The 7025-nt window shown below is 49.7% G+C and carries 7 protein-coding genes and 1 tRNA gene; 1 reads left to right on the top strand and 7 read right to left on the bottom strand.

Annotated features, from left to right (window positions below; translation table 11 throughout):
• Positions 1-108: 108 nt before the first annotated feature.
• The 4 genes from raiA to K2G41_RS05725 all read right to left on the bottom strand — a co-directional run bounded on the left by raiA (position 109) and on the right by K2G41_RS05725 (position 3745).
• Positions 109-402, bottom strand: a complete 294-nt coding sequence (gene raiA / locus K2G41_RS05740; protein ID WP_300116305.1) for a ribosome-associated translation inhibitor RaiA — start codon at positions 400-402, stop codon at positions 109-111.
• Positions 392-1342: a tyrosine-type recombinase/integrase gene (locus tag K2G41_RS05735; protein ID WP_300116303.1), complete on the bottom strand. Its 951-nt coding sequence runs from the start codon at positions 1340-1342 to the stop codon at positions 392-394. Before K2G41_RS05735 ends, raiA begins: the two co-directional genes overlap by 11 nt.
• A 773-nt stretch (positions 1343-2115) precedes the next feature.
• Complete coding sequence (locus K2G41_RS05730) at positions 2116-3354, bottom strand: PspC domain-containing protein (RefSeq protein ID WP_300116300.1); 1239 nt, start codon at positions 3352-3354, stop codon at positions 2116-2118.
• A 37-nt stretch (positions 3355-3391) separates the two neighbouring features.
• On the bottom strand, positions 3392-3745 hold the full coding sequence (locus K2G41_RS05725) for a PadR family transcriptional regulator (RefSeq protein ID WP_300116296.1): 354 nt from the start codon (positions 3743-3745) through the stop codon (positions 3392-3394).
• 414 nt (positions 3746-4159) lie between these two features.
• On the opposite strand from K2G41_RS05725, the gene dapA reads away from it, so the two are divergent.
• Positions 4160-5047: a 4-hydroxy-tetrahydrodipicolinate synthase gene (dapA, locus tag K2G41_RS05720; RefSeq protein WP_300116293.1), complete on the top strand. Its 888-nt coding sequence runs from the start codon at positions 4160-4162 to the stop codon at positions 5045-5047.
• Between the two features lie 183 nt (positions 5048-5230).
• Here dapA and K2G41_RS05715 read toward each other — a convergent pair whose 3' ends face one another.
• From K2G41_RS05715 to K2G41_RS05705, 3 genes are all read right to left on the bottom strand, one after another.
• Positions 5231-6061, bottom strand: a complete 831-nt coding sequence (locus tag K2G41_RS05715; protein WP_300116291.1) for a M23 family metallopeptidase — start codon at positions 6059-6061, stop codon at positions 5231-5233.
• A 78-nt stretch (positions 6062-6139) separates the two neighbouring features.
• Complete coding sequence (gene ndk, locus K2G41_RS05710) at positions 6140-6610, bottom strand: nucleoside-diphosphate kinase (protein ID WP_300116289.1); 471 nt, start codon at positions 6608-6610, stop codon at positions 6140-6142.
• A gap of 347 nt (positions 6611-6957) precedes the next feature.
• Positions 6958-7024, bottom strand: a tRNA-Val gene (locus K2G41_RS05705).
• Between the last annotated feature and the right edge of the window lies 1 nt (position 7025).

The following is a 7025-nucleotide window of genomic DNA, read 5'->3' as shown; positions in this document are numbered from 1 at the left end:
CAATGGTGTGGTTCAGATTCTGAACCACACCATTGGATTTTGGTCGTTAAGAATAAATATGAGTTATTATGAGGATATATGAGAGGGCGGGGGGGTATAATACGGATATTACTTCTTGTTCTTGATCCTTTCGAGCTGGTGATCAAGGGCTTCGATACAGTTGTCGATAGCTTCCTCAAAGGTGTCGGCAGTCTTGTCGGCAACGAGATCCGGCTCTTGGGGTACGGTAAGGCTTACGATGGCCTGCTTGTTGAGCGCGGTTTCAGGTTTAACCACTTTAAGGGAGATTTCGGCCGTCATCACATCGGGATAACGACGTGAGAGCTTCTCTATTTTCTTGTTGATGAAGGAAGTGAGCTTTTCGCTGATGTCGAAGTGGATGGCTTTGATGTTAGTTTCCATTTTTTCCTCCTTTTTTTAGGGCACGCGGGTGTGCGAGTTGATAATTATTTTTAAGTTCACTATAAGTGACGTGAGTGTATATTTGCGTCGAGGCGAGAGAGGCATGTCCGAGGAGCTGCTGGACGGAGCTGATCGGTGCGCCTGCATTGAGCATATCCGTAGCAAACGAGTGGCGCAGAGTGTGGGGACTCAGGCGTGACGCGTGAACATTACCTTCGGTGAGAGTCCGGTTGACCACACGATAGACCAGACGGCGGTAGAGAGGGCTACCGGTGCGCGTCACGAGCAGGGGTGACTCGCGGTCGGAGGGAGAGATGGAGGTCAGAGGAGAGGCGTCGCGCAGCCGGCGGTAGGTGTCGATGGCGTCGGAGAGTTCAGGACCGATAGGTATTATTCTTTCTTTATTACGCTTTCCGAGCACTTTTAGTTCACCCTTACGGGTGTCAGTGTTCACGTCGAGCAGTCCGACGAGTTCGGAGCAGCGCATACCGGTAGAGTAAAGCAGGCTGACTATCAGATTGTCACGCAGCAGGGTGAAATCGTCCGGACTTTCCTCGGCTTCTTCTTTTCCATCGTCGATTATTCGGGCTGTGTCCTCCGGGCGTACATAGACGGGAAGATCCTTGGGAAGCTTGGCGAGGATGAGCCCGGTGGCCGGATTGGATGCAAGGCCATGACGCTTCATGAGGAAGCGGAAAAAAGATCTTAGGGCCGAGGCTTTGCGTCGGATCGATCTTACGGATACTCCCTGCGAAGCGAGCTGAGCCACCCAGAGGCGCAGGTCAGAGGTGGTGACGTCTGTCGGTGAAAGCTGTTCGGGATGCCCGTCGGTAGCGTAGTCGGCCCATACGCGCAGGTCAGTACCGTAGGCACTGACTGTGAGCTGCGAGTAATTGAGTTCGAGACGCAGATAATCCAGAAATTCCTCAATGAGTTTCATGCGGTTTCACCATTATGGGTATCGGCAGCCTACTGTCGGGCTTGATGATATTCCCGAAAGCGAAAATAGGGAACTTTTTTGAGAAAAGCAAGTTTTCGGGATAAGATAGTTGCCCGACGGCCGATGAAAATTTGCAGGGAGAGTTTGCCGGTCTTGAAAATTAGTATTAATTTTGCAATGCAACCCGATGAAATAGGATATTGGAATTGGCTTCATCGGGAGGGTGATTACATAATCTTGGCAATTCGGCCTGTCCGACGGTCAGATAGATGACAGCGGAATGACTGAAAATTGTGGAACGGCTCTTCACCCTTTCCCTCTCGTTGGACTGACATGCGATGCACGAGGGATAAACCGAAATATTTTTGCCTCCCGTTGCAAAAGATTATTCATTCATCCTGTCATGACTTAATATGACAGGATCGGCTTAATCTTTACGCAACGCAATGATTTTTTCAGATCAGATAGAAATTATTTACACCGAATGTCGCACAGTCCGGAAGTCCGGATTGCCGCTGTGACCATATCCCGTCTCCGCCTCCGCCTCCTTGCGGGGTCGGAGTGCGGCTATATCCGTGACTTTCGTGTAGCGGACGGTGGAAAGATATTGTATGCGTGCTGCTAAGATAGGCTAAATGCGGATGTAGGACCTTCGATCAGGAAGGTCCTACATTTATTATGTTTTGTGGCTATACGGTAAAATCACCTCGGTTGTAGGGTCTGCACCCCGGAATTTATCCATGCTGACACTGCCACGTAGGGGAGAGAACGGGTCAGGCTGAGATAATGGGTGCGACGAGGATTGCTACGGGTAGTGCTGCCCAGACGGGGGAGATGGTGGAGAGGATGGTATCCGCGAGGGTCATGGATGAGGAGACGGGGGAGAATGAGGTGAGGAGCACACCGGAATCCGGGAGCGAAAGGAGGGTGCAGCTATAATTATAGTATGCATCTCCGGAATTTTCAGCGATAGCGAGGAGGGTCACCGCTCCGATGATGAAGAGGACTTCAAAGATGACGGCTGTGATGATCGTGGCCGTGGATGGTGCTTTGTAATTGAGAAGATGGATGCATGAGTAGCGGACGACCAAGAAAAGAGGGATGAGCACGGCGAAGAAGATGCAGATGCGTCCCCATGACTCGATGAGGGGTGAGTTGGTATCCATGAATCCGAGACCGTCGAGCACGTTTGGAATGCCTGTGAATGAGTAGAGGGTGATGCCTACAATGGTTGCGAGGATTACGCCGATGAGACCTATGCAGCCGAGGCCGAAAAGGATGGCGAAGAATCCGAGGATGAATTTCGCTGCTATCGAGAAGAAGGTGTTGATGAAGTTGGAAAATGATGAGGGATTCTCTCCGGGGATAGGCGCGGACGGGGGGACGGAGTTGTTGATGACGGTCTGGCCGATATTGTCGAGTGTGACTGGCTGTCCCTGCATCTCAAGGATTTCGCGCGGGGTGCGCGCTACGGGAATGATCATCCATGCGATGAGGTAGATGATCACGCAGGGCCAGAAGTAGGTGCAGACTGTGAGGACTACGGCGAGGATGCGCATCACTGTGACATCCCAACCGAGATACTGGGCGAGGCCGGCAAGGACACCGCCGAAAACTCCGTGGCGCACGTCGCGGTAGAGCTTCTTATGGACTGGAGGAGGGGTTGCCGTGCCGTGGAAGGGTGGGACTTCGCTACTGTCGGTCTGAGTGCCGGAAGCCGATTCTGATGGCTGTGACGGCTCTGACTCACTCTCCTCGGAGAGTTCTTCGGGGCGACCCATAGTTTCGATTACACGGTTGACATCCTCAAGGACGATTACGTTTGCACCAAGACGTATGCGCTCGTCGAAGTGCTCGGAGATGCGCGATTCGATATCGTTGACGATCTCTTCGCCCTCTTCCCCGGTGAAGGTGGCACGGAGTTGTGAGAGATAGTCGAGAAGGAGGGTGTAGGCATCCTCGTCGATGTAGAATATGTTGCCGTTGATGTTGACGGGGAAAGTCTTTTTCATTGTTAAGTCGGGTTTGAGGTGTTAGAGGTGAATGAGTTTAGTCGGATGATCGGGAGAGGAGGATTTTGTCGGAAAGGAGGAGATTGACCGACTGGGCTATCTCGTCCCAAGAGTTCTGTAATTGACCGAGAAATTCGAGTCCGAGAGGAGTGATGGAGTAGTATTTCCGTGGAGGCCCCTGCATTGATTCCTCCCAGCGGTAGGCGAGGAGTCCATCGTTTTTAAGGCGTGTCAGGAGAGGGTAGAGCGTACCTTCCATCACGATGAGATGCGCCTCTTTCAGGCGGGCGATCATCTCGGATGCGTAAGCGTCGCCACGCTTCAGGAGGAGCAGCACGCAAAATTCGAGCATGCCTTTGCGCATCTGTGATTTTAGATTGTCAATGTTCATGAGAGTTTCAGGTGTTTTTGTGAGGAGTTATCTTTTCGTTGACGATGCAAAGGTAAGGGAATGTAAGGTACTATGCAATACAAGGTACTATAAAATAATAAATTTTAACAATGGAGTCTTGTTGCCTGAACGTGGGATAGTAGGCAGTGATTGTTTTAAATAGCTCTACACGGCATCCTCTTTTTTCCACAATGTTGCAGAGTTGGAGAATAATTATTAATTTTGCGAAAATATAGGCGGTTTCCGTTTGAATTTGTTGCGTCAGGCTGGAATTAGCTTGCATTTTGAGTAGCCATATTGAACTTTGATTTGAATTATTGAAGTCATGGGTATTACATACGGTCTCAATTAAACACGGGACTTTTTCTAAATAGGTTAAATAAGTAAATATCATATAATAACGACTCTCACTTTATGTCAACTGAGCACTTACGAGGGATGGGTGTAGCTCTGACCACCCCTTTCTTAGAGAACGGAGATATAGACTACCACACGCTTGATATGCACCTTGACTATCTGATCGATGGCAAGGCTGACTATATCGTGGCTCTCGGTACAACAGCAGAAACCCCGACACTCAGCGGCGACGAGAAACACGAACTTGCACTCCATATTCTTGACTATGTAGGCCACCGCTGTCCGGTGGTGATCGGTATCGGAGGCAATTCTACGCGTAACGTGCTGACGGAACTGAAAGAGATGGAGCGTCTGGATGAATTTGATGCCATCCTTTCTGTCGTGCCTTATTACAATAAACCTACTCAGGAAGGCATGTACAGGCATTTTGCCGAAATTGCCAAGGCTTCGCCCATACCGATTATCCTTTACAATATACCGGGGCGCACCGGGGTGAACATGAATACCGATACCATAATCCGTCTGGCCAAGGAATTTCCGAATAAGATCATCGGTATCAAGGAGGCAAGCGGTAATATGCAGCAGGCTCAGGAGGTGATGACGCGCCGTCCGGAGGGATTCTTGGTTATTTCGGGCGATGATTCGCTTGCCCACAGTATGATCCGTTTCGGTGGCGACGGTGTGATTTCGGTTCTTGGAAACGCATATCCCGCGCAATTCGTGGATATGATTCATCACAGCATGGAAGATGAGACTCCGGAGGGTGCGGCCAAGCTTCACCAGCAGTTCTCAGCCCTTTATTCGCTCCTTTTCAAGGACGGTAATCCTGCGGGTATAAAATGTATGCTCCATATTCTTTTCCCGCGCTACAAGGAGGTGTTGAGGCTTCCCCTTGTCCCTGTCACGGATGAGACACGTAAGGGGCTTGAGAAGGAGCGTCTCTGAGGCCCGGAGACTCCTTGCCGGAAAGAAGGAAAGGATTAAATAAACGATAAGCCCGCGACAACTTTCATCGTCGCGGGCTTATCGTTTATTTTTAAGTAGTGGTTGAAAAGATTATTAACGCATCCGTTCAGCTAACTTTGTTTATCTTAGCTTGGTTGAAAACTTGCCGGAAGGTCAGTACTGTTATTTCTTGGCAGAGGCTTTCGTTGTGCGGCGGCTTGAGGTCTTGCGCTTGCGTGAAGCGGTAGTTCTTTTGCGTTTTGCAGGGGTGTATTTCTGTGATTTGCCGTAAGTGCGCTTGTCGAAAGCAAAAAGATCCTTGTGGGGGACGCCGTTTTCAAAGTCGATGATCGCAGCCGGATTGATAGGAATGCCGAGATAGCGGGTTTCGAAATGGAGGTGTGCGCCGGTGCTGCGGCCTGTGTTGCCTCCGAGGGCGATAGGATCGCCGGCCTTTACGAATTGATCGGGTTTTACGAGGAAACGGCTGAGGTGGCCATAGACGGTTTCAAGTCCGTTTTCGTGACGAATGACGACATAGTAACCATAGCCGCGGCCTTCGTATTTCGTGAGTCGTACCTTACCGGTGAATGCTGCACGGACAGTGTCGCCTACCTGAAGTTTAAGGTCAATTCCGTAGTGCATACGGCCGAAGCGCGAACGATAGCCGTAGTTTGAAGTGATGTGGCCGGGGGTAGGGGTGGTGTATTCAGATACGTCAATGTCCTTGTGATCGGGGATTGTGACTGCTGTTCCGTAGGGGTTTACGCGGTCGCTTGTCCAGAATGAGGTGAAGATTTCATTGTTGATGGCTGCTTCGCGCTCTTTTATCTGGTTGAGAAGGACGTTGTTGTTCTCGATCTTGAAGGGGTTTACTGAGGGCTTCTGGTTGGCGATCAGTGAATTGTGCTGGTTTGTATGAGAGGCAGGGAGCTTGAGCTGTGCCTGAGATGTAAATGCGGCTGCTGATGTGAGGAGGGCTGCGAGAAGAGTATTGAGCTTAAAGAATTTCATTTTTTGTACTGATGTTTTTTCCGGCAAGAGGAGTGATAACGGGGATGATGGTTTAAGGCTAAATTATAAGACGTTAAATCAGGTCGGAGGATTGTCCTGAGCACTGTAGATGAAAGGTGTCAGGAGCGGGGTGCGGTCAAAGATTTCTTCCGGAGAGAAGAATCGGTTGATTTCGATCTCGGCATCCTCAGGCGAGGAGGATGCGTGGATGAGATTTTCCTGATTGGAAAGTGAAAAGTCGCCACGGATAGTGCCGGGAGCGGCGTTTCGGCCGTTGGTAGCACCTGTGAGTGAGCGAACCACCGAGATTGCCTCGACTCCTTTGAGTACCATGACGATCACAGGCGATGCTGTCATGGAAGCAAGTATCAGGGGGAAGAAGGGACGATCCACGAGGTGGGCGTAGTGTTGGCGCAGAAGCTCTTCGGAGAGTTTCATCATCTTCATGCCGGTAATTGTGAGGCCCTTCTGCTCGAAGCGGGAGAGGATCTTGCCGACAAGAGCGCGCTCGATAGCTGATGGCTTGAATATGATTAGAGTCTGTTCCATAAAGTTAGTTTTAACGGATATTTACAAATTGTATCCGTACCCTTCAAAGTTAGTCATTTTGAACGGTTTGAAAAAATTTTGTCAAGCCAAAACGGGTGAAATTAGTAGAATGACTTTTGATTTCTGATTCTAATTGGTTGCTATTCAGTTAGATAATTCGCAGTGTGAAAATACTCTAAAATATTAAAACGTGTTTTCACACTTGGTTTTGATTGTGAAAACACGTTAATTATTGTATCTTTATACGGGTATGTTTTAACATTCGGTCGCTCCGGATGTGGATTGCACTACGCAGGAGATAAACAAAAAATCGAATCGCGATTGGAGATCGGATTCGATTTTAAGAGTGGGCGCTGAGGGATTCGAACCCCCGACCCTCTGCTTGTAAGGCAGACGCTCTGAACCAGCTGAGCTA

Source organism: Duncaniella sp., assembly GCF_029056165.1.
In the GTDB taxonomy this organism is placed as follows: Bacteria; Bacteroidota; Bacteroidia; order Bacteroidales; family Muribaculaceae; genus Duncaniella.
Note: the sequence above shows the minus strand (reverse complement) of the source record. Positions and strands in the feature narration are given on the sequence as shown.

Bases quoted from the DNA above. Each gene is read 5' to 3' on its own strand.
- K2G41_RS05715 (WP_300116291.1), bottom strand. From the start codon at position 6,061: ATGAAATTCTTTAAGCTCAATACTCTTCTCGCAGCCCTCCTCACATCA.
- K2G41_RS05730 (WP_300116300.1), bottom strand. From the start codon at position 3,354: ATGAAAAAGACTTTCCCCGTCAACATCAACGGCAACATATTCTACATC.
- K2G41_RS05725 (WP_300116296.1), bottom strand. From the start codon at position 3,745: ATGAACATTGACAATCTAAAATCACAGATGCGCAAAGGCATGCTCGAA.
- dapA (WP_300116293.1), top strand. From the start codon at position 4,160: ATGTCAACTGAGCACTTACGAGGGATGGGTGTAGCTCTGACCACCCCT.
- K2G41_RS05735 (WP_300116303.1), bottom strand. From the start codon at position 1,342: ATGAAACTCATTGAGGAATTTCTGGATTATCTGCGTCTCGAACTCAAT.
- raiA (WP_300116305.1), bottom strand. From the start codon at position 402: ATGGAAACTAACATCAAAGCCATCCACTTCGACATCAGCGAAAAGCTC.
- ndk (WP_300116289.1), bottom strand. From the start codon at position 6,610: ATGGAACAGACTCTAATCATATTCAAGCCATCAGCTATCGAGCGCGCT.